This is a genomic window from Phycicoccus ginsengisoli, assembly GCF_054779295.1.
Genome location: NZ_BAAGYN010000002.1, coordinates 26,039 through 52,739, shown reverse-complemented (window position 1 = coordinate 52,739; position 26,701 = coordinate 26,039). Strand labels below are relative to the sequence as shown.

The following is a 26,701-nucleotide window of genomic DNA, read 5'->3' as shown; positions in this document are numbered from 1 at the left end:
GGGAGGGCTACTTCGCCGCCTTCTCGGCGGCCGAGACCGCCTCCTTCCAGCCGTCCGCGGCACTGCGCTGGCCGCCCTCGACGCTGCGCATGGCGTTCTCGACGGCGTCGCGGACCGGCTGGTTCTTGGCGCCGAGGAAGACCGGCTTGAGGCTGGCGGCGCCGGCGACGAAGAGCTCACCCACCGGGGCGTTGTTGAAGTACTCGTTCTTCGCGTCCTTCAACGCCGGGTCGGTGTACAGCGTCGGGTTCGACGGGAGGTTCCCGACGGCCTTGAAGGCGGCGAGCTGGCTCTGGCCGGTCGTGAGGAACTTCGCGAGCTCGACGGCCTCCTTCTGGTGCTTGCTCTGCTTGGGCACGCCGAGCCACGAGCCGCCCCAGTTGCCGCCGCCGCCGGGGACGGTCGTGATGTCCCACTTGCCGCTGTTCTCGGCACCGGCCTGGTCCTTGATGTACCCGGTCATCCAGGCGGGGCAGGCCAGGGTGGCGAAGGAGCCGTTCTTGAAGCCGGCGTTCCACTCGGGCGAGAAGGCCTTGAGCTTCGCCGAGAGCCCCTCGTCGACCATCTTCAGGCTCTCGTCCCACGCGGACTTCACACCGGGGTTGGACTCGATGACGAGCTTCTCGTCACGGTCGAAGTAGGTGTGGTCCGAGGACTGCATGAGGATCGAGTTGTAGGTGTTGGTGGCACTGTCGACGAAGTGCGACTTGGTGTCCTTGATGCCCGCCTCGTAGCGCTTGCCGGTCGCGATGTAGTCGTCCCAGGTCGGCCACAGCTTGCCGACCTCGGTGCGGTCCGTCGGGAGCCCGGCCTTCTCGAACAGGTCGCGGCGGTAGCACATGGCCAGGCCGCCGACGTCGGTGCCGAGGCCGATCGTGGTCTTGCCGTCGGCGGTGGTGGCGTTGGCGTACTTCCACGGCAGGAAGTTGCCCTTGAGGTCGTTGCTGCCGTAGTCCTGCAGGTTGACGAACTTGTCGGCGCTCTGCAGGAAGTTGACGATCTGGCCCTCCTCCAGGGCCACGACGTCGCCCGCGCCCGAGCCCGCGGCGATGCGCTGGATGAGCTGGGTGTTGTACTTGCCGAGGTCCCCTTCCGCCGTCTCGACGACGGTCACGTTGGGGTGGTCCTTCATGTACTGCTTGTACAGGTCGGTGTAGCCGAACTTGCCGAAGGTGCTCACCCGCAGGGTGACCTTCTGCGTGCCGGCGGAGGCGGTGCCCCCGTTGTCCCCACCGCACGCAGCGGTGGAGAGGGCGACCGTGGCGATGAGGGCGGCTGACCCGAGCAGCCTGCGCGAGGGGATGTGCACCGTTGCACCTTTCGTCCTGCCCCCTCTGTGGGAGCGCTCCCGAGAATGGAGCCGCAGTCCGGGGCGTCCGGTCAAGACCTGGTGTGGGAGCGATCCCATTTCGTGACCCATTCGTTACCGACAGCTCGTCCGGGGCCCTGGGCGCCCCCCTGGCCCGCGGGCCGCGCGACGAGCGGCCCTTGCCCCGCCGACGAACGCGATATAACGTGTTCGGGACAACGCGATATAACGCGAAGAGTGGAAGGAACGTCCCCATGACCCAGGAATGGACCATCGACAGCCCCCGCGTCCTCGACATCGGCGGCGAGGGCGAGCGGGTCGGCCGGCTGAGCGTCGCGGTGGTCGGCGGCCACGTCGACGTCGTGACGCACACGGACTCCCCCACCGCGCGGGTGGAGGTCACCGCGATCCGCGGCACCCCGCTGCGGGTCGTGTGGGACGGCTCGCTGCTCAAGATCACCCACGGCGTCGAGGCCGACACGATCCTCGGCAAGCTGCGCCAGGGCGTGGACTGGCTGGACCGCAACCGCGTCACCCTGAGCCTGTCGGTGCCCGAGGAGGCCGCGACATCGGTCAGCACGGTGAGCGCGAGCAGCCTCCTCGCGGGTCTGCGTGCCGGGGCCAGGGTGAACACCGTCACCGGCGCCATGACGCTCGACGACGTCGTCGGCCCCGTGGACGTCAACACCGTGTCGGGTGAGGTGGAGTGCGGCAACCTGCACGGCCTGCTCAAGGTCAACTCGGTCTCCGGCGCCGTCACCGCCCAGCACAGCGAGCTCGCCGAGGTCGGCATCCACACCGTCAGCGGCGACGTGACGCTCGACCTGACCAACGGCGCAGCCACGATCTCCTCCAGCTCGGTGTCCGGCGACGTCACCGTGCGCGCGCCGCACGCCGGGTACGACGTCAAGGCGAGCACCGCCACCGGGTCGGTCGTCATCGACGGCCTCACCATCGACCGCACCTCACGGCGCAACGGCGGCCGGCTGCAGCACGGCGACGGTGGCCTGCGGCTCACCGCGAACGCGGTGTCCGGCGACGTGGTGGTCCTGCAGCCCGGCGGTGCCGGTAGCGGCGGCACCCCCGAGCAGGGGGTCGGCGCGTGAGCCCGGTCTTCGCGCACGGCCAGCTGCGCCTGTACCTGCTCGCACTCCTCGACGACGGCCCCCGGCACGGCTACGAGGTGATCCAGGACCTCGAGCAGAGGTTCAACGGCCTCTACTCCCCCAGTGCGGGCACCGTGTACCCGCGCCTGGCCAAGCTCGAGGAGGAGGGCCTGGTCGAGCGGAGCGACGAGGGACGCAAGGCCGTGTACCGGATCACCGAGGCGGGCCGCGCCGAGGTGCGCGCCCGGCGGGACGACCTGGCCGACCTGCAGGTCGACCTCGACGACTCGGTGCGCCGGCTCGCGCAGGAGGTGCGCTCGCGGGTCCGCGGACAGGCGAGCGACCTGCGCGCCGAGCTCAAGGCCGCCGCCCAGGAGGCACGGCGCACCGCCACCCCTGCCGGCGGCGGCGACCCGTGGAGCGGCTGGACCGGCAGCGACGCGCAGGGCTTCCGCGAGCTCGAGAGCGCGGTCCAGCAGCTGCGACGCGAGGCGCGGGACGCGTGGAAGCGACACGGCGTCACCGCGGAGCAGAGCCGCGAGATCACCGCGATCCTCACCGACGCCTCGCAGCGGATCCGCGAGGTCCTCACCCGCCGCTGAGGCGCGCCTCGCACTTCCGTGCCGGCGTGCCCGGTCGGCTGCCGGTGTGTTGGCGCGCGCCGTGAGGCGCAGGTATGCGGATGCGCCCGGTCAGGTGCAGGTATGCCGGTGTGCTGGGTCAGGTGCGGACGATGACGGTGCCCGCGGCGCGGTCGTGCAGGCCGCGGCCGTCCTTGTCCCAGAACATCGCCGGCAGGAAGAGGCACAGCAGCACCGTGCGCACGAGCACCGGGAACGGGCGCGCGGCGCTGCCGTCCAGGGCGACCACCCGCAGACCGACGACGCGGTGCCCGATGGTGCTGCCCAGCGTGCCGACCAGCAGCAGGTTCTCGACGGCGAACACGGCGAGCAGGACCAGCGAGTCCCTCCCGCTCGCCACGCCGCGGAACGGCAGCGGCACGTGGAACAGCGCGCTGGCGATGAGCTGGCAGAGCGTCCAGTCGATGACGACGCCGACCAGCCGGCGGCCGAACCGGCCGACGGAGCCGTGGCCGCTGGCCGGCATACCCAGTCGTGCTCCCGGCGCCCCCGAGGGTTCACCGGACCGCGCTCCCGGACCCTCGAGCCAGGAGCCGATGTCCTTGCGGTCGACCACGGCGCCAGCCTCTCACGGCGTAACACCGGCGAAACATGTGGGTCATGCCCGGGCAATGCCGCCCCGCTACTGTCGATCGCGACCCCACCCGGGCCTGCGCGCCCGGACCACCACCAGGAGGCCCCTATTGTTCAGCAATGCTGACGAGGTCCTGACGTTCATCAAGGACGAGGACGTCAAGTTCGTCGATGTGCGGTTCTGCGACCTGCCCGGCGTCATGCAGCACTTCAACGTGCCGGCCGAGACCGTGGACGCGGACTTCATGAAGAACGGCCAGATGTTCGACGGGTCCTCGATCCGCGGGTTCCAGGCGATCCACGAGTCCGACATGAAGCTCATCCCGGACCCCACGAGCGCCTACCTCGACCCGTTCCGCAAGGAGAAGACGCTCATCCTGAACTTCTCCATCGTGGACCCGTTCACGAACGAGGAGTACTCCCGGGACCCGCGCAACATCGCGGCCAAGGCCGAGGCCTACCTCAAGTCGACGGGCATCGCCGACACCGCGTACTTCGGCGCGGAGGCCGAGTTCTACGTCTTCGACGACGTGCGCTTCGAGACCAAGCAGAACGCCGGCTACTACTTCATCGACTCGGTCGAGGCGGCCTGGAACACCGGTCGCGAGGAGGAGGGCGGCAACAAGGGGTACAAGACCCGGTACAAGGGTGGGTACTTCCCCGTGCCGCCGGTCGACCACTTCGCCGACCTGCGCGACGAGATGTCGCTGGCTCTCGCCGCTGCCGGCCTGTCCGTCGAGCGCGCCCACCACGAGGTCGGCACCGCGGGCCAGCAGGAGATCAACTACCGCTTCAACACCCTGAAGCAGGCCGCCGACGACGTGCTGAAGTTCAAGTACATCATCAAGAACGTGGCCTGGGAGGGCGGCAAGACCGTCACCTTCATGCCCAAGCCGCTGTTCGGTGACAACGGGTCCGGGATGCACAGCCACCAGTCGCTGTGGAAGGACGGCGAGCCGCTCTTCTACGACGAGCGCGGCTACGGCGGCCTGTCGGACATCGCCCGGTGGTACATCGGTGGCCTGCTCAAGCACGCCCCGGCGCTGCTCGCGTTCACCAACCCGACGGTGAACTCCTACCACCGCCTCGTCCCCGGCTACGAGGCCCCGGTCAACCTCGTCTACTCGGCCCGCAACCGCTCGGCCTGCATCCGCATCCCGATCACCGGTGACAGCCCCAAGGCCAAGCGTGTGGAGTTCCGGGTGCCGGACCCGTCGGCGAACCCGTACCTGGCGTTCTCCGCGATGCTCATGGCGGGCCTGGACGGCATCAAGAACCGGATCGAGCCGCCGGAGCCCGTGGACAAGGACCTCTACGAGCTGCCGCCGGAGGAGCACGCCGCCATCGAGCAGGTGCCCGGCTCGCTGCCCGAGGTGCTCGACGCGCTCGAGGCCGACCACGAGTTCCTGCTCGAGGGCGACGTCTTCACCAAGGACCTCATCGAGACCTGGATCGAGTGGAAGCGCAAGAACGAGGTCGACCCGATCCGGTTCCGCCCGCACCCGCACGAGTTCGAGATGTACTACGACATCTGACCGGGAGGTCCTTCACCGGGCCTGACCTGCAGTGTTGCCGAGCCCCGGCCGGGGTGTCCCCCAGATTCCCCCGGCCGGGGCTCGCCTGCGTCCACGGTCGGGTCGAGGGGAAAAGGGTGGGGATTGCGCGGCCGGCCTGCCGGACGGCGACCTCCGCCTCCCCCTTCTGACCGGGGCACTCCGCGTCAGTCGGTTCTCGGCGGGACACTCGCTGCCGTTTGCGGCCTGGCGGGTCGCCCTGACGGTTCGCGGCGTCCAGCTGGACCCGCCCGGGTCGGGCGCACGCATGCGAGGAGTTCCTCATGCAGTACACCGACTCGCACCGTTTGTGCAGGTCAGGCCCGGTTCACCGACGGTGCGGGTGACCAGTCACATCAGCGGCGAACGTAGTCACAGCGGGCCGTGTCGCCCCGCCGGTCACGTCCGTACGTTGGATGGGACGGCACGTGCCCCAGGCGCGGACTCCCGCGCTCGCGCGACGCCAGTGGTGGATTGGAGTCCATCGTGACCACTACCCCGACCGCTCCCGGCACCCGCAGGACCAAGCGAGGGAAAGCGAGGCCAACCCCTTCGGGCCAGCCCCGCGGGCACATCGGCAGAGTGGTGCTCGGGTCGTTGACGGCCGGACTGCTCCTTGCCCTCGTCCTCGTCTTCGTCCCGTTCATCCCCGCGCAGGAACCACGGATCGTCGGTGCGGTCCTGTTCGGCTTCGCCGTCGGATGGGCCCTGGTCGCGCAGCTCTCCGCCCGTCGGACAGACCAACCGCAACGTTGGGCACTGCTCCCTGCTGCCTTCATGGGCGTCAGCGGCCTGCTGCTGCTCGCGTTCGGACCGTCCATCAACGGCGTCCTGAACTGGGTATGGCCACCGCTCCTGCTCGCCGTCGTCATCTCGTCCTGGGTCGGTGCACGCCGACAGCTGCACAGCCGAAGCAAGGCGCTGCTCGCGTATCCGCTGCTCGCCCTCCTCGGCCTGTGGTCAGTCGGCGGCGGGTACGAAACCGTCCGAGAAGCCCTCGACGCCAGCGCGTACCCGATGCCCGGCAAGCTCGTCGACGTCGGCGGCCACCGGCTGCACCTGTCATGCACCGGCACCGGCAGCCCCACCGTCTTGCTGCAACCCGGTGGCGGGGACATGTCCTCCACCATGGCGTGGATCGCCCCGAAGGTCGCAGCCACATCCCGAGTGTGCGTGTACGACCGCCCCGGACGCGGCCGCAGCGACCCCGTGGACGTCCTCCAAGACGGGAACACCATCGCGACCGACCTGCACAGCGCGCTGCAGAAGGCGAACGTGCCCGGACCATATGTCGTTGCCGGGCACTCCTTCGGCGGCCTGTACACGCTCGCCTTCGCAGCCAAGTACCCGAACGAGGTGTCCGGCATGGTCCTCATCGACTCCACGATGCCCGACGCCACCTCCGGCGCCTCGGTCACCGCCAGTTCCGACGGCGTCTTGGCGCGAGGCTCAGCACTGCTTTCCAGCACCGCTCGGGTTGGGCTCGCCAGGCTCTACACCGCCGTTGCCGGACTGACCCTGCCGCCGCGTGCCACAGGCGAGGCGAAGGCGAGCATGTCCACGGTCAACGGGTTCCGCTCCACCCTCGATGAGTACGCGGCCGCGGGTGCCGCGGTCCGTGACGCGGCTGCGCTCACCACGTTCGGCAGCAAGCCGCTGGTCGTGCTCACCGCAGGTGACAACCCGGCTACCTGGTTCCCCAAGCAGAACCAGCTGGCGACGCTGTCGACCAACGCGCGCCACGAGGTGTTCAAGGGCGTGGCGCACGAGGACATGGTGGCCTCGCAACAGCCAGCGTCGAGGACCGCCCAAGCCATCACCGAGGTCGTGGCAGCCGTGCGAGCCAAGGCGCCGCTGACGCCGTAGCCCCCCGCGGCGCAGGCTCACGCGGGCTCCTGCGCCGTCCGGCCTGGGTCGAGCGAACCAGCCCAGCCCGGTGGCGCACCAGTAGCTGGGCCTGCGCTGAGTCCAACGGAGTCGCTTGGCACGTGAGCAGCCGCCCAACCCCGGCACAGGGACTGGGCGGCTGCCGCACCACGAGAAGCTGAACGGTCGAGGTTGCTCAGTGGTGCATGTGCATCCCCGCGCCACCCTCGACCCGCTGCCCGGGCATCCGCAGGTAGGCGAACACGGCCAGGGCGCCGGCGATGACCGCGGCGGCCAGGAACCCGCGGGGGAAACCGTGGGTGACCCCGGCCGTGGTTGCCAGGTTGCCGGCACTGTTCGCGACCGCCGACAGGACGGCCACACCGAGAGCGGCGCCGACCTCGTGACCGGTCATGAGGAACCCGGACGCCATTCCCGCGTGCTGGGGCGGGATGCCACCCATGGCGGTCACGGAGACGGGGACGAACACCATGCCGACACCGAGGCCGATGGTGACCAGGCCCGGCAGGACCCCGGTCAGGTAGCTGCTGCCGGCCGACGCCTGCGTGAGGAGGACGGCGCCGACCGCGACGACGATCAGGCCGAGCCCGGCGATGACACGTGGTGCCCCGTGCGCGAGGGCGTGCCGGGCTGCGATGGTGCCGCCGGTGATGGCCAGGGCGAAGGGCAGGAACGCCACCCCGGCCCTCAGGGCCGAGTACCCCAGCACTGCCTGGACGAAGATGGACGTGAGGAACACCGTCCCGACCAGGACACCGGTCACGCCGAGCATCACCGCCGTGCCGGACACGAGCGACTTCACCTTCCACGTGTGCGGCGGGACGAGCGGGCTGCTGGCCCGGTTCTCGCGGCGGGCGAACACGACCGCGAGAACCGCCGACACGGCGAACCCGAGCAGGACCGGGACCGACGACCAGCCGTGCCGCTCGGTCGCGCCGAGGGCGTAGATGAGCGCCGCCAGGGCGCCGACGACGGCGGCCGCACCGGGGACGTCGTACTGCCGCAGCGTGGCGCGGGCGGTCGCGGCTGCCGGGATGACCTTCAGGCCAGCGACGAGCGCGATGACACCGATGGGGGCGTTGATGAAGAAGATGGTGCGCCACCCGGCCCACGTGGTGAGGGCACCGCCGAGCAGGACACCGGCGGCGACCCCGAGGGACCCGACCGCGCCCCACAGCGCCAAGCCGAGGCGGCGCTGGGCGCCGGAGTAGGTGGTCATGATGATGGACAGGGCTGCGGGGGTCAGCAGGGCCGCGGACAGTCCCTGGCCTGCACGGGCGGCGATGAGCTGCCCGGCGCCGTTGGCGAAGCCGGACACGACGGAGGCGGCGGTGAACACGGCCAGCCCGGTCAGGAACACCCACTTGCGGGACAGCAGGTCGGCGACGCGGCCACCGAACAGCAGGCCGCCGCCGGACATCATCAGGTAGGCGGTGACGACCCACTGCATGCCGGACCCGTCCAGCCGTAGGTCGCGGCCGATGGAGGGCAGCGCAGTGTTGACGACGGAGATGTCCAGGACGACGAGGATCTGCGCGGCGAGCGCGAGGCCGAGAACCAGCCACGGCTGGCGCGGCCCGTCGTCGCTGTGGGCGTGGTGGGTTTCGACGGCCGCGTGGCCGTGGTGGTGCGTGGGGGTGTGCGCGGTGACTGGTCCGCTGTGCTCGTGGCCGGGGACGGTAGTGACCGTCGGTTCGGAGGTGGGTCGGGTGTGCATGGCTGCTGCTCCTTGGCGAGGTGCTGGCTGGTGGTCCACCGTTTCGGAGGTTCTGGTGCGGTGTTCCACCCACGGTCGCTTTGGAGCCGAATGCTCGCCCCGGTCATCTGGCCGGGTTCTGCGTCCCAGTGGGACCACTGGCCGGTCGAGGTCAGCTGAAGTCGAGTTGGGCGAGCTCGGTCCGGGAGCTCACACCGACCTTGGTGAACACGTTCCGCAGGTGGAACGCGACCGTGCGCGGGGACACCCAGCACTGGGCCGCGACGTCCTTGTTGGAAAGGCCGGTGCTGACCAGCTCGGCGACCTTGCGTTCCATCGGGGTCAGGTCCAGCAGTGTGGACGGGTCGCGCTTGCGCGCGGTCTCCCCGGACGCGCGCAGCTCCTGCGTCGCCCGTTCCACGAAGGGCGCCGCGCCGAGGTCGGTGAACGTGCCGAGCGCATTGCGTAGGTGGGTACGGGCGTCGACCCGCCGGTTGGTGCGGCGCAGAAACTCCCCGTACGCGAGCTGGGCCCGGGCGAGGTCGAACGGGCGCCCGGCCCGCTGGTAGTGGCCGACCGCGTCCTCGAAGGCGACCGCGACGTCGGCCGGGTCGGGCGCGGTCAGGGCCCTGCCGAAGCTGACCGCGCCGAGCGCCCACGGGTGGCCCGTCGCGTCCGCAAACGGGGCCAGTTCGCTCACCCACGCGGCGGCTCGCCCCACGTCGCCTGCGCGGACGGCGGCATCGAGGCGGTCGACGGCGGCCATCCGGTGCAGGGCGGGAACACGCATCCCTGACAGGTGGTGCAAGGCTGTCGGTGCGTCCCCATCGGCGGCGGCACGGGCGCCCTTCCCCCAGCGGGTGACGTCGTGGGCGGGATCGTTCATGATGCCCAGCGGGAACCGTGCGGCGACGTCTTCGAGCTCGTGCAGGTGGTCCTCGAAGTCGCTGGCACCGGTGAGGGTGGCGAGCAGGGTCAGCGCGCCCAGGGGTGCTGCGGTCAGGGACGGTTGTCCTACGCTGCGGGCCAAGGTGAGGGCTTCGTCGGCGGAGCTGCGCATGGCCGTCCACGACCCCAAGGGCAGCTGGACGAACGCGAGCCGTTGCAGCGCGTAGATGACGACCATGCCGGCGCCAGCCTCGCGGGCGGTGGACGCCATGGCGGAGTAGTAGAGCCGTGCCCCTTCGTCGTGCCCCAGGTGCAGCGCCGTGTTGCCCAGGTTGCCCATGACGTCCAGGTCGTCGACCTCACGTCCGGCCGCCAGCGCCTGCTCAAGGGCTACGACTGCGCGACGGAAGTCATGGTCGCCGGACGCGGTGAGCGTTTCCAGGAGCAGGCGCAGACACGCGGTGCGTGGGGAGTCCTCAGCGGTGGGCGTGAGCAGGTGGGCCAGGACGGAGTCGCCGAGGACGGCGCCGCTGTCGGCGCCGTAGGTGCGGTTGAGGGCGGCCGCGGCCGCCATCTCCAGGGCCCGTCCCGGGTCGAGGTCGGCGACTGCGCGGGCGGCTACGGTGCAGATGCGGTGCGCATCGACCGCCGAGCCCAGGTGCACGTCGTTGCGGGCGCGCAGCCGGTCGATGTCCGCCCGTAGCAGTGGGTCGGAGGCGATGTCGCGGGCTGCCAACGCCAGCGTGCGACCACGAAGCGGCTGCCCGGCCGCCCACGCGGTCCGTGCCGCACCGAACAGCCGCCCGGCGCGCGTGCCCTCGTTCACGGTCAACGCTGCGGACCGCTCGTACGCCTCCGCGGCCGCCAGGTAGCCGCCACGCTGCTCGGCGCGTACCCCCACGTCGTGCAGCGCATCTGCGACATCGCCGTCGGCTCCTTCGGCGGCGGCGGCGCGGTGCCAGGTTGCCCGGTCGGGGTCGGCCGCGGCGACCGCGTCAGCAAGCGCACGGTGCACTTGCCGACGTTCAAAGCTGGTGGCGGCCTGGTTGATGGCTGAACGCACCAGCGGGTGGCGGACCGCGACCGTGTCCCCGGTGACCTTCAGCAGTCCGGACCGCTCGGCGTCGTCCCACGCGACGGCGTCGACGCCTAGCGCCTGTGCCGCTTGACGAACGGTGTCGGCGCGTCCGGTGGCGTCCGCGGCCGCGACCAACAGCAGGGTCTGTACCTGTGGGCCGAGGCGGCGCGACCGGTTCAGGAACGCGCGCTCCACGCCGGCGGTCAGCGTGAGCTGCTGTGGCATCGGGGCCTGCCCGTGCAGCTGGGCGTCGGTGAGCTCGGTGGGAAGCTCGAGGAGGGCGAGCGGGTTGCCGCCGGTGTCGACCAGGAGCCGGTCGACGACCTCCTTCGGCACCGAGTTGCCGGTGCGCTGCTCGAGGAGCTGTCGCGCCGCGGATTCCTCCAGACCACCGAACTCAAGAACTGGCAGTCCAGAGGGGGCGAACTCTGGTGCGCCGGGTTCGCCGGTACGGGCCGCGAACACCATCGCCACCGGGTCGACGGCCAACTGGCGGGCGGCGAACAGCAGCGCATTCGAGGACGCGGAGTCGAGCCATTGAGCGTCGTCGACGACACACACCAGATGCCCCTGCCGCTCGGCGATGTCGGTCAGGGCGGACAGGGTCGCCACCCCGACCATGAACGGATCGACGGTGGGTCCGTCCTCGAGCCCGAACGCGACGCGCAGTGCCCGCGCCTGTGGTCCCGGCAAGTGGTCAAGAAGCAGCGCTGGTCGCAGCAGCCCATACAAGGCGGCGTACGGCAGGGGTGACTGCGACTCGATGCCGGACGTGCGGAGCACGCGTCCGTGGCGGTTCGAATCTTGCGGGCTTAGGTCATAGGAAACGGTCAAGTCCCGCAGCAGGCTGGTCTTGCCCACTCCTGGCTCGCCTCGTACGACGAGCACGCCGGCTCTGCCAGCACGTGCTTCGTCAACGAGGGCGGCGAGCTGTGCCTGCTCGCGTTCGCGACCGTGGAGCACCTGCTGAGCGTAGCGACGCCGCAGACGTCGGCGGGACCCATCCCGGCACATTGGCTGGGGCGAGGACACGCCAGAGGACGTCACCCTGAGAGCCAGGAAGCAACCCCCACCAACGAAAGCTCCGCGATGACCTCCTCAGCCACCCCCATCCACCAGCCGGCACCGGCAACGCCCCGCCACATCGGCATCCTGCTGTTCGACGACGTCGAAGAGCTCGACGCCATCGGCCCCTGGGAGGTGCTGGCGAACTGGGTTCTGAGCCACCCGCAGGACGGATGGGCGGTCTCGCTCATCTCCCGGGACGGTGATCCGGTCCGAGCAGCCAAAGGCGCCCTCTTCGGGGCGCACCACTCCTTCGCCGACATGCCGCCCCTGACGGTGCTCATCCACCCGGGCGGGCAGGGCACCCGCCCCCTCATGCGAGATGAGGACCACCTGACGTGGGTGCGCCAGCAGCGCGCCACCGTCCCACTCATGACCAGTGTGTGCACCGGTGCGCTGGTGTACGCAGCCGCCGGCCTGCTGGCCGACCGCCCGGCCACCACCCACTGGGAGTCCCTCGAGCTGCTGCACTCCCTGGACCCCTCGATCGAGGTGCAGGACACGGCCCGTTTCGTCGACGACGGTGACGTCATCACCAGCGCCGGCGTCAGCGCCGGCATCGACATGGGCCTGCACCTCATCGCCCGGCTCGCCGGCGCCGAACGCGCCCGCACCGTGCGCAGTGATGTCCAGTACGACCCTCAACCACCCATCTGACCGGGCGGGGCCAGGGCTGCGACAGGGGCGGGCAAGAGGCGCGGCCCACCTGGTTCCAACGTCCAACGTCAGCCGCGAGCTGGCATGAGGCAAGGAACGTGAGCGCCATGGCCGCATGGATGACCCTCGAGGAAGGGTTCGGCACCAGCCGCCACCCGGTGCACCCACACAACGGGTACTACGCCGGTGACCTCCCCTCGACGGGGGACAAAGGGCTGCCTGCCGCCGACCACGACGGCCAGCGGCTCGTGATGACCGTCGTGGTGCTGACGACCGGGACACGTCTGCGCCTGTGGTGGACGGCTGGCGTCACAGGCCGAGCATGGTGGCGTTGCGGACCGCGTCGTTGACCGCGTGCGCCAACGCGGGAGCAGCCAGGTTGCGCGTACGGCGCCACGCGAACGACAACCAGACACCCATGACCACGTGGACCACGAGGAGCTCCGCCACCAGCACCGGGAGGGGAAACCCCGACGACACCGGCAGATGCCACAGCCCCCACAACCCCGACACGAACACGGCCGACGCCCACCCGCGGGACTCACCGTCATGGTGCACATGAGCGTCGACGGCGCCGCGAAACGCGACCTCCTCCAGCAGGAACGTCGCAGGAAAGTACAACGCGGTGTACTTCACCAGCGCGCCCATCGCAGCCAGTGCGGGAAGCGGCGCGCCGGTCGCCACGTGCACGACGCCGTACACCGCGGCAAAACCACCAGCACCCACGGCGATGGGTCGAGCTGCGTCGCGCAGCGTGGTCGCGATGCTGCTCACGCGCAGCGAGAACGCGGCAGCGACCGCACCGCCCATGGCGGCGGCGTACCAGCCGACAGTTGCCCAGTCGCCCTCACCGACAGCTTGGATGCCGTAGTACGCCGGCGTGGCCGCGAGGACCACGGCCAAGGCGGCACCCTTGCCGGTGAGAGCGAACCGGGTCGTTCCGGATGCGAAGAGCTCACGCAGCGGGCGGCTTCGCACCAGGACCTGGAACGCGGCTGTGAGCGGGATGCCGAGGAGCAGGTAGGCGTTGCTGGACAGGCCGAGCACGAACCCGGCAGCGACCCAGACGGCCACGAACGCGACTGCTTCGACCACCCGACGACGACGCGAACGCGTCGCGCGGTCCAGGCTGCCGCTGCGGTGGAGAATGGATGGCGGGCTGTATGCGTTGACGTTCATTGCGGTCATCTCCATGCGAGGTTCCGGGTAGTCGGGGTGACGGCTTCGACTCTGCTCACCGTCACGCCCACTCACCCCGGCACATCGGCCGGGATTCAGCCGCTCCTTCCGCGCCTACTCGGCAAACGGTGCGAAACGGATGGCGGCACTGAACGCGCCGTACCGACGCAGGAGCTGCGCACGCCCGCCCGGAACCCGCGCCGCCTCATCGGCCCAGGTGTGCGCGAACGACCGCTTGAAGCCCTCGCGAGGATGCTCAGTGACGGCGCCCTCCAGAACGCTGCGGGGCAGGTCCCAGGCCCGCATACCAACGACATCGACACCTGCACCGGCCGACAGCAGGTACGCGACAGGGCCGGCGGTCAAGGTGACGCGCGGGCTGTGGTGCATGGTGATGGCCGTCTGCAACGTCTCGGTCGCCGCCGTGGACAACCCCACCTGCTCGGCCACGTCCCACGCGACGCGCGCCGACGCGAGGGTGAAGTCGTCGACACCCTGGGCCAGGACAAGGCCCGTGTCGTGCAGCAGCGCGGCCGCGTACAGCACCTCGGTGTCGACGTCGATGTCGTCCAGCTCGCCGAGCGCTCGCCCGAACACGTACGTCCGGTGGCTGTGCGCCAGGAGAGTGCCGGGCAGGAGGCGGGCCGCCGTGTCGGCTGCTGCCCGGGTCAGGGGCGAGTCCGGTACCCGCAACCGTGACGGTGGAACGTACGCGTTCCGACCCGGGTGCAGGCGGGCCGCCATCCGCAGCCGCCCGAGCGCGTTCGTGCCGTGCACTCGCGCCACGTCCACAAGCAGGGCGCGCCGCTCGGACGGCTCGAGCCGCCCACCAGTGCGACGACTCCAGTCGATGGTTCCAACGGTGCTCACCGAGTTCATCTGCGTCCTTCGTCGGTCCACGGGCGTCAGCCCGCACGGGGTGTCAGGACCTCGAGAGTGCCCTCACACGGCCGCTGTTCGCCCCGGCCACATGGCCGGGTCCTAGCGCGGGCGCCGCCCGGCCCCAAGGTGGTGCGGATGCGGGACAGTCGGCGGACAGCGCCAGGACACCCCTGCTCTCCATTGTCGCTGCCGCACCACGAACCGGGCGGGGAAACCCGGTCATGTGACCGGGGCGAGCGACCACCGCTCCCGCGACCGTGGTGATGTGGCCGACCGCCCCGGATGGCCAGGAAGAGGAAACCCGCCATGAGCACCGCCACCACCACCGCCACCCCGGTCCCGACCGGCAGCCGAGAACACGCGACCGGACCGTTCGGGCGCATCACGTTCGCGTCCATCGCGACCGGCGTCATCGGCGCCGCCGTCACGACGTTCGCCGTGCTTCCGTCCGCGTCGGAGGCTCGCGTCGTGGGCGCAGCCCTGCTCGCGTTCGCCGCCGGCTGGGGCCTGCTCGCCTGGCTCACCACCCGCTACACCAACCGCCCCCAGACCTGGGCGACAGTCCCCGCCGTCGCCCTCGCGGTCAGCGGCGTCCTCATGGTCGTACTCAACCCCGGAGAGCCCACCATGAGCCACCTGCCGTGGCTCTGGGCGCCCGCCCTGGTCGCGCTCGGCGTGTGGACGGGGTGGCGCACCCGGCGCGACCTGCCGCGCCGCCGCGCCCGCGCGTTCGTCTACCCGGTCGCCGCCGTCATGGTCGCCGCCGGCGCCGGCGGTCTCTTCCAGGTCGCCGGGGGCGACCCCAGGCCCGCCGCCGGGCCGATGCCAGGCAAGCTCGTGGACGTGGGCGGGTACCGACTCCACCTGCACTGCACCGGCACCGGCACCCCCACCGTCGTCCTCCTCAACGGCCTCAGCGAGACGTCGCCGCAGTGGGCTCGCGTGCAGCCGCAGGTCGCGACCACGACCCGCGTGTGCGCGTACGACCGGGCCGGGCAGGGCTGGAGCGACGACTCCTCGAACCCCGCTGACGCGACCACCGCAGCCACCGACCTGCACAAGCTCCTCACCGCCGCCGGCGAGACCGGCCCGTTCATCCTCGCCGGACACTCCTCCGGCGGCGTGCACGCCCTCACCTACACGCACCTGTACCCCTCCGAGGTGGCCGGCATCGTCCTGCTCGACAGCGCCAGCCCGAACCAGGTCAAGATCGTCACCACCTTCAATGGCGAGTACCAGGTAGCCAGGCGCGGCCTCGCCGCCGGCCCCACGCTGTTCCGGTTCGGCATCGGCCACCTCCTGCAAGCCATGGCCACACCGAACCTGCCCGGGAACGCCGGCCAGCAGACGGCCGCGTTCGCCGACAGCCCCCGCGGTTTCGCCGGCATGCGCGCCGAGCAGGTCCAGCTGCCCACCACGTTCGCCCAGGCGCAGGCGCTGACTACGCTCGGAAACCTGCCCCTGGTCGTCCTCACCGCCAAGGCCAACGTCGATGCCAAGCCCGGCTGGACCACCGCCCAAGACCAGATGGCGGCCCTGTCCACCAACAGCCGGCACACCGTCGCCGACATGGACCACGTCGGGTTCCTGCACAACCCGGCCGGTGCCGCGCAGTCCGTCACCGCCATCACCGACGTGGTCACCGCAGCCCGCACCCACGGCAACGTGCCCACCCGGTAGCACCACCCCGAGGGCCGCTGCCATCGGTCCCCGAACTCCCGGTCACCGCAACCCCTCCTCTTCCAGGTGACCGCCGAGGCCCGCCGCCGAACCCCCTGCACCGGCAGCGACGGCCCAGGGAGCGGCCCGCCCACCGCGGCGGGCCGCTCCGGACCTTCCCCAGTGCACTGCACCCCCTCCCAGCCGAAACGGAAGACCGCCATGCCCAGAATCGCTCGCCGCGCCGTGTTCCTGGCGTCCTCCGCTGCCCTCGGCCTCCTGACGTTGGCCGGTCTGGCCGCCGCCGGCGCCCGCGTCACGCTCAGCGCCTCCGACGCACCAGCCACCACGGTCCGCAGCACAGCCGTCCGCGCTTCCCAGCCTTCGCCGCCGGCACCGCCGACCGGGAGGGACCGGTTCGTCGTCGCCGTCGTCCTCGGCGCCACCGGCACCGTGGGCAGCGACGCCCTCGCCCCCTACGAGGTGTTCGCCAGCTCACCGCGCTTCACCGTGTACACCGTCGCCGCCTCGCCTGGCCCGGCACCCACCCAGGGCGGACCCGACATCGTCCCCACCTACACGTTCGCAGACACCACGTCGGGGCGGGCCCCACGGCCCGACGTCGTCGTCGTCCCGGCCGTCAACAGGCCCGGCAGCGAGCAGGAAGCACCCCTGCGCACTTGGGTCACCGACCAAGCCCGGGACGGCGCCGTGGTGCTCGGTGTCTGCTACGGCTCGGGCGTCCTCGCCGAATCCGGCCTTCTCGACGGGCGTACCGCCACCAGCCACTGGTCACGCATCAGCCAGCTCAGCAAGGCTCACCCGCAGGTCCACTGGGTGCGAGGTCAACGGTTCGTCCAGGACGGCCTCATCACGACCACCGCCGGAGTCACCTCCGGCATCCCCGGCGCCCTCCACGTGATCACCGCACTTGCCGGGCCGGACGAAGCCGCCCGTGTCGGGCGCAGCGTCGGCTACCCGAACTGGTCCGCGAACGAGCCCACCACCATTCCGGTCCAGTCCTTCACCGCCCGCGACCTGCCGATTGCCTTCAACGCCGTTCTGCCATGGGGACGCCCGACCATCGGCATCGCCCTGGCCAACGGCGTCGGTGAGATCGACCTCGCCAGCACCTTCGAGGTGTACGACGTCTCCTACGTCGCTCGCGCCGTACCCCTCAGCGCCACCGGCACCGTCACCACCAGGCACGGCCTCGTCGTCCGCACCAACACCATCGCCGACGAACCCAAGCCGACGCGCCTCGCCATCCCCGGAGCCTCCAGAACCACCCTCGACCCACGCATCAAGGCGTGGGCTTCGCGCAACGGTGCCCCAGTCGACGTGGTCCACGCCAATGCTCCCGGGTTCGACGGAGCCCTCGAGTACCTCGCGGCCGGCGCCGGTCACGCCACCGCCGTGTCGGCCGGCAAGATGGTCGACTACCCCACCTCCCACCTGCCCCTCGACGGGGACGCCGGCGTCCGCATCCCCACGTTGCTGGCGCTGTGCCTTGCCCTCACCACGCTCGCAGCTGCAGCGCCCACCCTCACGCGCCGCGCTCGACGACATCGCCTCTCGGAGGGGGCGGCCAGCCGCTGACGCCCCATCCCGGCCTGTCCGGCCACGGGCGGGAAGGCGAGAAGCTCCGCGGGCTCAGTGACCCGTCAGCGGCTGGCCGTCAGCGGCTGGCCGTCAGCGGCTGGCCGGTCCGGACGGCGGTGACGACGTCGAGCATGGCCTTGCTGGTCTGGACGGCGTACTGCTTCTCCCCGAGCAGTCCTTGGTGGGTGGCGCCGTCGACGACGCGCCAGACACTGTTGGTCGACTGGGCCGCGCTCTGCTTCTGGCCGGTCATCCAGGACTCGGGGTGCTCGCCGGCGGTGAGGACGAACAGGGGCTTGTCGCCGAAGTCGCGCAGCGACGCGGCTGCCTGACAGGCGGCGCCGCCGCGGAGGTACTCGTCGACGATGCTGCGCACAGTGATCCCTTGGGCGATGTCGTAGGCGAGCTGGTCCTCGTGGCGGGTGGGCAGGCTGCCGCGGGCCAGGTCGCCGTACAGGCGGCCGAGCCCGACAGGGGCAGCCATGGAGGTGAGGGTCGCGAACCGGCCGGTGGCATCGTCGGAGCTGTCGTGGGCGGCGGGGATGACGGACTTGGCCGGCTCGCTCGAGGCGGTGGAGTCCAGCAGGACAAGACCGGCGACATCGTCGGGGTAGTGCGTGGCGAAGGTGCGCACGTACAGGCCGCCGAAGTGGCCGGCGAGCAGGTAGGGGCCCTGGACGCCTGCGCGGTGCAGCAATGTGTGGAGGTCGGTGGCGATCTGGGCGCCGTCTTGAGCGGAGGGGGCGGGTTCGCTGCCGCCGCGGCCGGCGCGGTCGTAGACGCACGTGCGTGTCTGGGCGGCTACGGCTGGGGCGATGCGTCCCATGCTGGCCGACGTCCCGCCGGCGCCCGGCTCGAGGACGACGGTGGGACTGCCGGAGCCAGTGCATTCGAGCCGCAACCGGTGGGCGTCGACGGTGATGAGGCGTCCGGAGGCCAGGTACGGGTTGAGCTCGCCTGCTGAACGGACGTCCTGCCATGCGCCGCCGACGGCGCACAGGAGCCCAGCCGCCCGCTGGGCCTGGCTCCGGGCATGGCGACGGTCGTGGTCATGGGGTTCTCCAAGGCGGGGTGCTGAGGGATGGGGCGCTTCGACTGACGCGCTGAACTGGTGAGTCAGCTGATGTCGGTGTGCTCGGTGATCGCGTCGAGCAGGTGGGGCCACAGCGCCGGGGGTCGGTCGTGCCCCATGTCCTCGACGAGCATGAGCTGGGCGCCGGGCACCAGCTCGGCGGTTCGCCGGCCCCCGCTCGGGTCGATGAGGGTGTCGTCGAGGCCGTGGATGACGAGGGTGGGCACGCGCAAGGTCTTGAGCGCCTCGGCGCGTGAACCGTCGAGCACCATCGCGGCGAGCTGCCGCGGTACGCCGGCCGGGTAGTACGCGCGGTCGTAGCTGGCCGCGGCCAGCGCGCGCAGCTGTCCCGCGTCGCCGTGGCGACGCGAGGCCCACACGAGCTCCCGTTCGGCCGCGGCCACGTACCCGTCCCGGTCGGCCGGCCGCGGCGAGAACAGCACCTGCTGCGCCTCGGGCGTCGCCTGACCGAACGCCGGCTCGCCCGTCGAGGACATCATCGACGTCAGGGACAGCACCCGGTCGGGGAACTCGATCGCCATCTTCTGGGCGATCATCCCGCCCATCGAGGAGCCGACCACGTGTGCGCGGGCGATGCCGAGCTGATCGAGCACGGCGATGCCGTCACCTGCCATGTCCCGCAGCGAGTACGGCGCCATCGCGAGCGCGCGGTCGAGCTCGCCGCGGGTCACGGCAGTGACGAAGTCATGGAAATCAAGCGGGTGCTCGTCGAACGTGGTGGAGAGACCGCAGTCCCGGTTGTCGTACCGGATCACGTAGCGGCCGCGGGCGGCGAGCCTGCGGCAGAAGTCGGCGTCCCAGCCAAGCAGCTGGGTGCCGAACCCCATCACGAGCAGGACCGCCGAGTCGCCTGGGGCGCCGAAGGTTTCGTACTCGATGGCGACGGCGCCGTCTGCCTGGGTCGTGACCGACTCGGTCCGGGCCGTCGTGCCTGCTTCGGGGAGCAGCTTGGGTCCCGTTGTGCTGTGAGCCTGGGGTGGCATGCCTGTCTCTCCGTCGCGTCCTGGACTCAGGTGAGCCAGCGCCGAGGTGGCCTGTACGGCGCCGCTCACCAGTTGAGAGTGACATGTCATTGTCTTCATGTCAATGCTGACAGGTTGGTGTTAGCATGTGCGCATGTCTTTGCGATACGCGGTGCTCGGCCTGCTGGCTCGACGTCCCTCGACGGGCTACGAGCTGACCCAGACGTTCGACCGGTCGCTGCGGACGTCGTGGTACGCCCGACACAGTCAGATCTACCCCGAACTTGCCAAGCTCAAGGCCGCCAACCTCGTGGAGCTGGTCGGGTATGGGGCGCGCGGCAGCAAGACCTACGCGATCACCGAGGCCGGACGCGACGAGCTACGACACTGGCTCGTCGAGGCGGAGCCGGACCGGTCCCAACGCAGCGAGAGCGGCCTTCGGCTGTTCCTCACGCCGCTGCTTGACCCGGCCGACAGGCAGGCGACCTACGAGCGCGACCTGGCGCACGTCGCCCAGGAGCTCGCTGCCCTGGAGAAGGTGAGAGCCGAGGTGCAAACCGCCCCGGAGCCGGAGGCGTTCGCTCCTCAGGTCGAGCTCGGAATCCGGATCAACACCGTGCTGCGGGACTGGCTGCATGAGCAGATCCAGGCATCCGCCGACGGCGCGGACCGTGACTGACCCCGCCGAGCCGGGGGGCGCACTGGGTCTGGGCGGAGCGGCCACCGCCGACACCGCAAGAACTCACCCGGCCCCTCTGTGGCCACAATGCGGAAAGGGCGCACCATGACCACCAGGACCTACCGGGTGCAGGTGACCGGGCAGTTCGCTGACCTGCCCCCCACCGCCCGCGCGCAGCTTCACGCCCGGCAAGCCGAGCATGACCTGTTCCTCGCGGCCTTCACGCCGGAGGGAACCTTCACCTACACGCCCACGCTGACCCGCTTCACCCTGCGCTACCTCCTGGAGGTCTCGGAGGGTTCGGCCGCGGAAGCCGACGCGGCCGCCGCAGTGGAAGGCGAGCTCCTGGCCATGACGTTCTTGGAGTCTCGAAACATCACCCACAAGCCCTTGACCGTGGCGGCCGTCTGCCTGGATGACGTCAAGATCAAGGGCCGGCGCCACAAGCCTTGAGTGGTGGCCTCAGGTAAGGCACGGGTCTGCGGGCGCGGCCTCGTGCAACCACATGCGGACACGGTGCACGCCGCAGCCGCTTCTACGCCGAGGACGCCCCAGCGGGTGTTGGCCCGAACCCGGTCACTGTCGCCGGCTCGACGCGGCCTGACCACGACCACGCTGAAGCGGACACTGCACCGGCTCACCCAGGAGCCACCAAGACCACCAAGACCACCAGCGCACAGCCCACCACGGCCCCGGAGCTGGTCCCCTCCACCGTCATCGACTGAACCGAGCGATACCTCCGCAGGCCCCACCACCACCACCGCTTGAGCGGCCGGGTCATGGCCCGGCCGCTCAGACGTGTGCATCGGCCAGCTGTGGGCGCGCCGCGCAGACCCCGGCCATTCGCCGGCGCACCCCCGGCCAATCCCGGCCATTGCGCCGGGGCGAGCACACACCGAGTCCACGACTGTGGAACGCAGACATCCAGAACCACCGAAGGAGCCCACCGTGGCCACCGCCCTCAGCACCCGCACCGCCATCACCGCGGCCACGACCGTCGGCACGGACGCCACCAATCGACGTCAGTGGCTGGCCCTCGGGCTCCTCGTGTCCTCGCAGTTCGTCGTCATGCTCGACACGTCCATCGTCAACGTCGCCCTGCCGTCCATCCAGACGGACCTCGGCCTGAGCCCGACCACGCTCACCTGGGTCGTCAACGCGTACATCCTCGCGTGCGGAGGACTCCTGCTCATGGCCGGCCGAGCCGCCGACCTGTTCGGCCGCCGCCGCATGTTCATCACCGGGTCCGCCCTGTTCACCATCGGAACCCTGATGGCCGCTATGGCCCCGAACGCCTGGATGCTCGTCGGCGGCCGCGTCATCCAAGGCGCAGGAGCAGCCGCACTCAGCCCGGCGGCGATGTCGCTGCTGCTGCTCACCTACCCCGGCACCAAGCGGGCCCGTGCCATGAGCATCTGGGGCGCAGCCTCCGCCCTCGGCGGAGCGACCGGTGTCATGACCGGCGGCATCCTGTGCGGCACGTTCGGCTGGTCCTCCGTCTTCCTCGTCACCGTCCCCGTCTCCGTCGCCGCCGTCAGCCTCGCCGGCCGCGTCCTGCCCGAAGGGGACCGAGGACCTCGACGCCGCTTCGACTGGTACGGGGCCGCCACCATCACCGCCGCCGTCATCGCCCTCGTCCACGGCGCCCTTGGCATCGCCGACCACGGCTGGACGTCCCCGACCGTCCTTGTCGCCTTCACCGCCTCCGGGGCGCTCCTGGCCATCTTCGTCAGCATCGAACGCCGCACGGAAGACCCGCTCCTCCCGCTTCAGCTCTTCCAGTCCCGAACGATGAGCACCTCGGTCACCGCCGCCATCCTCGGCGGAGCAGCGCGGGGGTCCACCTTCGTCCTCATCGCTCTCTACCTGCAGCAGGCCCTGGGCATGGCACCTCGTCAGGCAGGTCTGTCCATGGTCCCCACCTCCCTGACCGGGTTCGCGTTCTCCCTCGCGATGCTGCCCCGCATCATCCGAACTCTCGGGCCCCAGCGGACGCTCATCACCGGCATGACCGTCCTGGCCGCCGGCCTGGCATGGCTCGGCCACGCCCCCGCCAGCAGCGGCTACGCCGTCGCCGTCCTGCCTGGCCTGCTGTTCGTCGCGATCGGCGTCGCGCTCAGCTTCACCCCGACCACCATGGTCATCGCTGCCGCCGCACCAGGCAGCCACGCCGGCCTCGCCTCCGGCCTCGCCGGGTCCGCCACCCAGGTCGGCGTAGCCCTCGGCACCGCTACCTTCACCGCCATCGGCATCGCCGCCAGCGGCCACACCGGCCACACCCTGAACGCCGCCGGCTTCACCGCCGCCTTCACCGCCTCCGCCATCGTCGCCATCGCCACGGCAGCCCTCGGGGCCACCATCGCCCGCCACCGCCACTGACGTAGGACAGCGGCCCTACCCACGAGACGAAAGGCAAGAAGACCATGAACACGACGACCACCTCCGTGCAAGGAGTCACCATGAAGGCAGTCACCCAGGACCGGTACGGCCCCTCCGAAGTCCTTCACATCAGCGACGTTCCCGTCCCCGAGCCCGGCGACCACGAGGTCCTCATCAAGGTCCACGCCGCCGGCCTCGACCGCGGCACCGAACACCTCATGACCGGCAAGCCGTACGCCATGCGACCCGCCACCGGGCTGCGCCGTCCGAAGAACCCCATCTCCGGACGCGACGTCGCCGGCACCGTCGTCAAGGTCGGCTCCGCCGTCACCCGCTTCGCCCCAGGCGACGAGGTGTACGGCGTCGCTCCCGGCTCCTTCGCCGAGTACGCCGTCGGACCCGAGAAGAAGCTCGCCCCCAAACCGGCCGGCCTCACCTTCGAGCAGGCGGCCGTCGTGCCCATCTCCGCCGGCACCGCCCTCCAGGCCCTGCGCGACGTCGGAAAGGTCAAGCCGGGCCAGAAGGTCCTCATCATCGGCGCCTCCGGCGGCGTCGGCAGCTACGCCGTCCAGCTCGCCAAGACATTCGGCGCCCGGGTCACCGGCGTCGCCAGCGGCGCCAAGGCCGACTTCGTCCGCAGCCTCGGTGCCGACCACGTCCTCGACTACGCCCGCGACGACTTCGCCGACGGCACCCGCCACTACGACCTCATCCTCGACATCGGCGGTGGCGCGACCCTGAGCCGTCTGCGCCGCGCCCTCAAACCCCGCGGCACCGTCGTGTTCGTCGGCAGCGAGGACACCGGCAACATCACCGGCATGGGTCGCCAGCTGCGAGGAGCGGCGCTGTCGCTGTTCATCCGCCAACGCCTCGCAATCCTCATGGCCAAGGAACGTGCCAGCGACCTCGAACAGCTCACCAAGCACCTCGAGGCCGGCCGGCTCGTCCCGGCCCTCGCCGACACCTACCCCCTCGACCGGGCAAGGACCGCAATGCAGATGCTCGAAGCCGGCAAGGTCCGGGGCAAGGTCGTCATCGTTCCCGGCCAGCCCGCTCCACAGGACACGCGCGCCCAGAACAACAGCGCCACCCTGTCGGCACGAACATCAGCGACGCCATCGTGGTTGACCAAAGGAGGACGACCCCCATGAAGCTCTTGGGCGTCCTCGGCGGCATGAGCTGGACCAGCACCGCCGAGTACTACCGGCTGCTCAACCGCGGCGTCGCCTCCCGGCTCGGCGGGCTGCACTCCGCCCGGCTCCTGGTCCACAGCGTCGACTTCGAACCGGTCGCCGCCATGCAGCACGACGGGAACTGGGACGGCACCGCCGAGGTGCTCGCCGACGCAGCTCGGGGGCTCGAACGCGCCGGCGCGCAAGGGCTCATCCTCGCGACCAACACCATGCACAAGGTCGCCGACCAGATCCAGGCAGCGACCAACATCCCCCTCCTGCACATCGCCGACGCCACGGCGGCGCGCATCCGCGCCGACGGCATCAGCTCCGTGGCCCTGCTCGCGACCGCCTTCACCATGGAGGAGGACTTCTACATCGGACGTCTACGCGCCCAAGGTCTCGAAGTCATCACCCCCGACAAGGAGGAGCGCGCCGATGTCCACCGCATCATCTACGACGAACTGTGCCAAGACGTCGTCCTCGACTCCTCCCGCGACCGGTACCGCGACGTGATTCAAACACCTGGTCCAGCGCGGCGCTCAGGGCATCATCCTCGGCTGCACAGAGATCGGGCTCCTCGTGGAGCCCGGCGACGCCACCGTCCCCCTGTACGACACGACCGCCATCCACGCTGAGGAGGCCGTCGACTGGATGCTCGCCCGGTAGTCGCACGACTGCGGCGCTGCACGCGAAACGAAGCCGTGTGGTGTCCGGCTCTCCACGCTCACTGGGATGTGGTCGCCTCTCTGGCTGACCGCGCACGTGCGTGGACGCGCTCGCCCTGCGGGCCGAAGAGGCTCAGCACCTCCGCGGGTCGCGTGCCGTCGCTGCCGAACCAGTGAGGAACGTGCGTGTCGAACTCGGCCACCTCACCGACCTTGGGGACCAGGTCGCGGTCGCCGACGACCAGGCGCATGTGACCAGAGAGAACGTACAGCCACTCGTACCCGGCGTGACTCCGGAGCCGAGGAATGCTGTTGCTGACCGGGACGACGATCTTCCACGCCTGCACCCCACCTGGCTGGCGGGTCAGCCGCAGCACCGTCCGACCGTTACGGGTGCTCGCCTTGAGCCGGACGCGAGGGTCCCCCACCTCGGGAGCCCCGACGAGGTCGTCGAGCGGAACCCGGTACGCCTGGGCCAGAGGAAGAAGGAGCTCCAGACTGGCCTTGCGCTGCCCCGTCTCCAGCCGGGAGAGGGTGCTCTTGGAGATGCCGGTCGACGCGGCCAGCGCGGTCAACGTCACGCCACGGTGGGCGCGGAGCTGCTTGAGTCGCGGACCAACCTGCTCGAGCGCCCTGGCGATGATCGCCGACGAGTCCTCCATGCGCACACGTGACCAGCAGAATGCAGCCGTGGTAACGGCTGCGGTGCTTTCGGACCCCGGGTCGGATATGTCCGCGCACGTGGACACCGACCTCACTGGCTCCGCTTCCCGGAACCGGCAACGAAGCTGGTGCAGCTCGAAGCAGCCCGGCCGAGGCTGCGGACGCAGTCCGCCTTGTCGAATCCGAACACGGCCGCGGCAAGGTGGTTGTGACCATCACGGCTAGGGACGCCACGAGCGACCTCGGTCGCACCACCATCTCCCGAACCGGCTGAGTCTGCATACACGGGCCCCGGCAAGCGTCGAAACCGTGTGGTCAGACCACCCTGTCGAAGGTGCTGGCGATGTGCCGGCTGCTGGCTGGCCCGCGCTCAGCGGTCGGTGTGGAACAACTGCCCGCGGCTGGCCACCACCATCACGGCGGCGACGACGGTGCTGACGGCTCCGGCGGTCCAGATCAGGGTGTGGTCGGGACCGACGACGCCGACGTAGGTGTAGGTGGCGTTGAAGGCGGCATGGAAGAGGGCGGCGGCCAGGACGGTGCCGCGGGTGGCGTTGACGAAGGCGCTCATGACGACACAGGTCGGCACGATGAGCAGGAGGAAGGCGGCGAACGGCAGGCCGTGGTCGTGCTCGCCGGGCACGTTGAGCAGCGGCAGGTGCCACAGCCCCCAGACGACGCCCAGGACGAGGCTGGCGGCGAGGGGACGCATCCGCGTCTGCAGGCGGGGCAGGATGACGCCGGTCCAGCCGGCCTCCTCGGTGAGGAGGAACAGGCCGATGGCGTAGGAGAAGTAGACCAGGCAGGTGGTCAGGTCCTCGGTCTGGCCCAGGTGGGAGGGTCGCCCCAGCATCCGGGTGATGCCGACGGTCGTTGCGCCCACGGCCAGGGGCAGGCCGACGGCGGTGACGTAGACCCACCAGGGGCCGTGCCAACGCACGATGCGGCGGACGAGGTCGCGCAGCGCGGTGCGGCCACCGATGACCAGGCACGCCAGCGCGATCGACGGGGTGAGGACCCACAGGGCGATCCCCTGGGGAAGTCGCCAGCCGATGAGGTCGTGGCCCTGTGCGATGGCCGACCCCCAGACGACCCAGGGCAGGACGAACATGGCGATCGTCGCGATGAGGAGGTGTCGGGTTCGAGCCGGCGTCAGGGGCGCTGACTCCACCACCACGGCGGCGCCTCGACCGGTGGCGGAGGCTGGTGTGGCGGTGGGCGCCTTGGCGGTCAGGTCGGGAAGTCGGAGCGGTTCGGTGGTCACGGTCGTGTCCCTCTCGATTCGGGTTCCTGGTGGTGCGGCTGGTGTC

The 26,701-nt window shown here is 70.7% G+C and carries 22 protein-coding genes and 1 pseudogene; 13 read left to right on the top strand and 10 right to left on the bottom strand.

From position 1 onward, the window contains the following. Window positions 1-7 precede the first annotated feature (7 nt). Entirely contained in the window at window positions 8-1,309 is a 1,302-nt protein-coding gene (locus ACYVDO_RS02860; RefSeq protein WP_460932716.1) for an ABC transporter substrate-binding protein, read from the bottom strand. 254 nt (window positions 1,310-1,563) lie between these two features. Between ACYVDO_RS02860 and ACYVDO_RS02855 the strand changes: the two genes are divergently transcribed. Both ACYVDO_RS02855 and ACYVDO_RS02850 read left to right on the top strand, forming a co-directional pair. After that, complete coding sequence (locus ACYVDO_RS02855) at window positions 1,564-2,415, top strand: DUF4097 family beta strand repeat-containing protein (protein WP_460932715.1); 852 nt, start codon at window positions 1,564-1,566, stop codon at window positions 2,413-2,415. Continuing rightward, window positions 2,412-3,017 carry a PadR family transcriptional regulator gene (locus ACYVDO_RS02850; protein ID WP_460932714.1) on the top strand — a complete coding sequence of 202 codons (606 nt, stop codon included), beginning with the start codon at window positions 2,412-2,414 and terminating at the stop codon, window positions 3,015-3,017. Before ACYVDO_RS02855 ends, ACYVDO_RS02850 begins: the two co-directional genes overlap by 4 nt. A 118-nt stretch (window positions 3,018-3,135) precedes the next feature. Here ACYVDO_RS02850 and ACYVDO_RS02845 read toward each other — a convergent pair whose 3' ends face one another. Next, the gene (locus tag ACYVDO_RS02845; protein ID WP_460932713.1) at window positions 3,136-3,612 is read right to left on the bottom strand and encodes an RDD family protein; all 477 of its coding nucleotides are present in this window, start codon (window positions 3,610-3,612) and stop codon (window positions 3,136-3,138) included. A gap of 127 nt (window positions 3,613-3,739) precedes the next feature. On the opposite strand from ACYVDO_RS02845, the gene glnA reads away from it, so the two are divergent. Both glnA and ACYVDO_RS02835 read left to right on the top strand, forming a co-directional pair. Then, window positions 3,740-5,164: a type I glutamate--ammonia ligase gene (gene glnA / locus ACYVDO_RS02840; RefSeq protein WP_460932712.1), complete on the top strand. Its 1,425-nt coding sequence runs from the start codon at window positions 3,740-3,742 to the stop codon at window positions 5,162-5,164. A gap of 615 nt (window positions 5,165-5,779) precedes the next feature. After that, complete coding sequence (locus ACYVDO_RS02835; protein ID WP_460932711.1) at window positions 5,780-7,048, top strand: alpha/beta fold hydrolase; 1,269 nt, start codon at window positions 5,780-5,782, stop codon at window positions 7,046-7,048. Window positions 7,049-7,244: 196 nt separating this feature from the next. Here ACYVDO_RS02835 and ACYVDO_RS02830 read toward each other — a convergent pair whose 3' ends face one another. Both ACYVDO_RS02830 and ACYVDO_RS02825 read right to left on the bottom strand, forming a co-directional pair. Further along, window positions 7,245-8,786 carry an MFS transporter gene (locus ACYVDO_RS02830; RefSeq protein ID WP_460932710.1) on the bottom strand — a complete coding sequence of 514 codons (1,542 nt, stop codon included), beginning with the start codon at window positions 8,784-8,786 and terminating at the stop codon, window positions 7,245-7,247. Between the two features lie 151 nt (window positions 8,787-8,937). Then, window positions 8,938-11,763, bottom strand: coding sequence for a helix-turn-helix transcriptional regulator (locus tag ACYVDO_RS02825; RefSeq protein WP_460932709.1), 2,826 nt, complete (start codon window positions 11,761-11,763; stop codon window positions 8,938-8,940). A gap of 57 nt (window positions 11,764-11,820) precedes the next feature. On the opposite strand from ACYVDO_RS02825, the gene ACYVDO_RS02820 reads away from it, so the two are divergent. Then, a complete protein-coding gene (locus ACYVDO_RS02820; protein ID WP_460932708.1) occupies window positions 11,821-12,453 on the top strand; it encodes a DJ-1/PfpI family protein in 633 nt (210 codons plus the stop codon). A 309-nt stretch (window positions 12,454-12,762) separates the two neighbouring features. Here the strand turns inward: ACYVDO_RS02820 and ACYVDO_RS02815 are convergent, their stop codons facing one another. Further along, a complete protein-coding gene (locus tag ACYVDO_RS02815; RefSeq protein WP_460932707.1) occupies window positions 12,763-13,647 on the bottom strand; it encodes a CPBP family intramembrane glutamic endopeptidase in 885 nt (294 codons plus the stop codon). Window positions 13,648-13,746: 99 nt separating this feature from the next. Then, the gene (locus ACYVDO_RS02810) at window positions 13,747-14,511 is read right to left on the bottom strand and encodes an HD domain-containing protein (RefSeq protein WP_460932706.1); all 765 of its coding nucleotides are present in this window, start codon (window positions 14,509-14,511) and stop codon (window positions 13,747-13,749) included. A gap of 309 nt (window positions 14,512-14,820) precedes the next feature. On the opposite strand from ACYVDO_RS02810, the gene ACYVDO_RS02805 reads away from it, so the two are divergent. Both ACYVDO_RS02805 and ACYVDO_RS02800 read left to right on the top strand, forming a co-directional pair. After that, window positions 14,821-16,194: an alpha/beta fold hydrolase gene (locus tag ACYVDO_RS02805; RefSeq protein ID WP_460932705.1), complete on the top strand. Its 1,374-nt coding sequence runs from the start codon at window positions 14,821-14,823 to the stop codon at window positions 16,192-16,194. A 201-nt stretch (window positions 16,195-16,395) separates the two neighbouring features. Beyond that, the gene (locus ACYVDO_RS02800; protein WP_460932704.1) at window positions 16,396-17,772 is read left to right on the top strand and encodes a DJ-1/PfpI family protein; all 1,377 of its coding nucleotides are present in this window, start codon (window positions 16,396-16,398) and stop codon (window positions 17,770-17,772) included. Between the two features lie 79 nt (window positions 17,773-17,851). On the opposite strand, the gene ACYVDO_RS02795 is transcribed toward ACYVDO_RS02800, so the two are convergent. Both ACYVDO_RS02795 and ACYVDO_RS02790 read right to left on the bottom strand, forming a co-directional pair. Further along, complete coding sequence (locus ACYVDO_RS02795; RefSeq protein WP_460932703.1) at window positions 17,852-18,940, bottom strand: alpha/beta fold hydrolase; 1,089 nt, start codon at window positions 18,938-18,940, stop codon at window positions 17,852-17,854. Next, a complete protein-coding gene (locus ACYVDO_RS02790; RefSeq protein ID WP_460932702.1) occupies window positions 18,892-19,851 on the bottom strand; it encodes an alpha/beta fold hydrolase in 960 nt (319 codons plus the stop codon). Before ACYVDO_RS02790 ends, ACYVDO_RS02795 begins: the two co-directional genes overlap by 49 nt. 133 nt (window positions 19,852-19,984) lie before the next feature. Between ACYVDO_RS02790 and ACYVDO_RS02785 the strand changes: the two genes are divergently transcribed. The 6 genes and pseudogenes from ACYVDO_RS02785 to ACYVDO_RS02760 all read left to right on the top strand — a co-directional run bounded on the left by ACYVDO_RS02785 (window position 19,985) and on the right by ACYVDO_RS02760 (window position 24,729). Further along, the gene (locus tag ACYVDO_RS02785; RefSeq protein ID WP_460932701.1) at window positions 19,985-20,509 is read left to right on the top strand and encodes a helix-turn-helix transcriptional regulator; all 525 of its coding nucleotides are present in this window, start codon (window positions 19,985-19,987) and stop codon (window positions 20,507-20,509) included. 105 nt (window positions 20,510-20,614) lie between these two features. After that, window positions 20,615-20,962 carry a DUF6204 family protein gene (locus tag ACYVDO_RS02780; protein WP_460932700.1) on the top strand — a complete coding sequence of 116 codons (348 nt, stop codon included), beginning with the start codon at window positions 20,615-20,617 and terminating at the stop codon, window positions 20,960-20,962. A gap of 495 nt (window positions 20,963-21,457) precedes the next feature. Next, window positions 21,458-22,888: an MFS transporter gene (locus tag ACYVDO_RS02775; RefSeq protein WP_460932699.1), complete on the top strand. Its 1,431-nt coding sequence runs from the start codon at window positions 21,458-21,460 to the stop codon at window positions 22,886-22,888. A gap of 80 nt (window positions 22,889-22,968) precedes the next feature. Then, window positions 22,969-24,039 (top strand): NAD(P)-dependent alcohol dehydrogenase, encoded by a 1,071-nt coding sequence (locus tag ACYVDO_RS02770; protein WP_460932698.1) that lies wholly within the window; start codon window positions 22,969-22,971, stop codon window positions 24,037-24,039. Then, window positions 24,036-24,521, top strand: a pseudogene (locus ACYVDO_RS02765) (aspartate/glutamate racemase family protein); the annotation flags it as partial. The gene ACYVDO_RS02770 and the pseudogene ACYVDO_RS02765, both read left to right, overlap by 4 nt. A 64-nt stretch (window positions 24,522-24,585) precedes the next feature. Continuing rightward, on the top strand, window positions 24,586-24,729 hold the full coding sequence (locus ACYVDO_RS02760; RefSeq protein WP_460933399.1) for an aspartate/glutamate racemase family protein: 144 nt from the start codon (window positions 24,586-24,588) through the stop codon (window positions 24,727-24,729). Between the two features lie 58 nt (window positions 24,730-24,787). On the opposite strand, the gene ACYVDO_RS02755 is transcribed toward ACYVDO_RS02760, so the two are convergent. Beyond that, window positions 24,788-25,390, bottom strand: a complete 603-nt coding sequence (locus ACYVDO_RS02755) for a helix-turn-helix domain-containing protein (protein ID WP_460932697.1) — start codon at window positions 25,388-25,390, stop codon at window positions 24,788-24,790. Window positions 25,391-25,761: 371 nt separating this feature from the next. Further along, entirely contained in the window at window positions 25,762-26,655 is an 894-nt protein-coding gene (locus tag ACYVDO_RS02750; RefSeq protein ID WP_460932696.1) for a CPBP family intramembrane glutamic endopeptidase, read from the bottom strand. Window positions 26,656-26,701 lie beyond the last annotated feature (46 nt).